Source organism: Moorena sp. SIO3I6 (assembly GCF_010672095.1).
This window is the reverse complement of sequence record NZ_JAAHHU010001198.1, coordinates 1-1,570: the sequence shown is the minus strand read 5'-3', so window position 1 is coordinate 1,570 and position 1,570 is coordinate 1. Positions and strand designations below refer to the sequence as shown.

Sequence of the window (1,570 nt, the reverse complement as noted above, 5' to 3'; positions counted from 1 at the left end):
TACCATAACATCAAAAGCGCGAGCTAGCTTCAGAATTGCTGTAAAGTCCGTCATACTCATGGCGTCACGTCGGGCATAACTAGCCACAGTGCTATAGGTTACTCCGGAACGGTCGGAAAGTTCTTTCAACGTCCAACCCTTCTCTGCCGCTAATTCTCGAACTCGTAACCTAATTAATCCCATTTTGGACTTGACAAACTACGCAACTACATATTTTATCGTAAATAGGATATTAGGCGATCACCCAAGAGGCCGCAAAACTACTGGGCGATCGCCTTTCTTAAAACAACCCATAGAAATGGGGTATTTAGCTATATGATATCAACTCGACAAACTTACCGAGACCGATTGAAGCCTTGGTGTGTCATTCGGCACCTACCCAAGAGGCAACGGATAACCGTAGCGCGATTTAATCGGCGCAGTGATGCGGAAGCGTATCAGCAAGCTCTCAACCGCTTGCTGCCCAATTTCAACCATGTGGTGATATTTGACACACCCTTGAAGGAATAATCCTATTGGGAAACTGCAGGACTAGATTGCCCTTGGTAACGGTTAAAGGTTAAAGGGAAAACCTCTTTTTACCTTTAACCGAATCCTTTTACTGAAGTTAACGAGTACTAATGTACTAAATTATGCCAAAAGTCCTATCTATCAATCTTGGCTTAGAGGATATCTGAAAAGTTTTTTGATACTGAATTTTGCCCCCCTAGCCCCCCATTGGTGACAAGTTAAGAGAAAAAGCCTTTTGTCAAGAGGGGGGATTGCCTCAGGGTTCGAGTCGTGTGAAACTCAGAACAGACAAGTAATTGAGCCATGGTGAATCCTGATGAGCGGCCACCGAAAAACCCACCGAGACCATGCGAAAAAGACCCAACGTCCTCTAGTAGAGGACTCAGCAATAGCTGCTAAGCTAGAATCGTTGGTGAAACCGGCCATCATAGCCCAAGAGGGATACTATCGTAAACTGGGATTAAGAGACCGGATTCTTAACCTGCCCTTGATGGTAGCTGCCGTGTTAACTTTACTGTGGCGAGATGTAGCTGGGGTCAGAGAACTTAACCGAATCTTAACAAGAGAAGGCTTTTTGTGGTGTTCACCCACTCAGGTGAGTCAACAAGCAATTTCTCAGAGATTTTTGACCTTTCCGGCTCAATTATTTGAGAGAGTTTTTAAGGAGTTGCTGCCAGAATTAAGAAAGGTTTGGGACTCAAGAAAGTGCCGTCCTCTGCCAGAAAGTGTTCAGTTTACTCTATCTAAGTTTGAGAGAATTTGGATTGCCGATAATTCCACTTTAGAAGCCTTGTTTCGGAAGCTAAAAAGCTTGGCAGACATACCCCAAGGACAGTTAGCCGGCAAGATGGGAGTAGTGGTGGATGTAAAGACACGGCTTCCGGTTGAGATTTGGTTTGAGGAAAATCCCAGAGCTTCTGACACCAAATTGGAGTCGAATCTGTTGAATTTAGTAAGGGCTAAAACTTTGCTGTTACTAGATCGAGGCTTTTATCACTTTTACTTTTGGCAGCAGTTAATTGACCGAGGGATTCATTTTATTACCCGTTTAAAGAAGGGA

Annotated in this window: 3 protein-coding genes; 2 read left to right on the top strand and 1 reads right to left on the bottom strand. The window is 44.1% G+C overall.

What is annotated here, in order from left to right; all coding sequences use genetic code 11:
- On the bottom strand, positions 1-183 hold a 183-nt coding region (locus tag F6K49_RS47645; protein WP_293109567.1), incomplete at its 3' end, for a helix-turn-helix transcriptional regulator.
- A gap of 132 nt (positions 184-315) precedes the next feature.
- On the opposite strand from F6K49_RS47645, the gene F6K49_RS47640 reads away from it, so the two are divergent.
- Together F6K49_RS47640 and F6K49_RS47635 are read left to right on the top strand one after the other, a co-directional pair.
- Positions 316-510 carry a hypothetical protein gene (locus F6K49_RS47640; protein WP_293109565.1) on the top strand — a complete coding sequence of 65 codons (195 nt, stop codon included), beginning with the start codon at positions 316-318 and terminating at the stop codon, positions 508-510.
- Between the two features lie 316 nt (positions 511-826).
- On the top strand, positions 827-1,570 hold a 744-nt coding region (locus F6K49_RS47635), incomplete at its 3' end, for a transposase (RefSeq protein WP_366514342.1).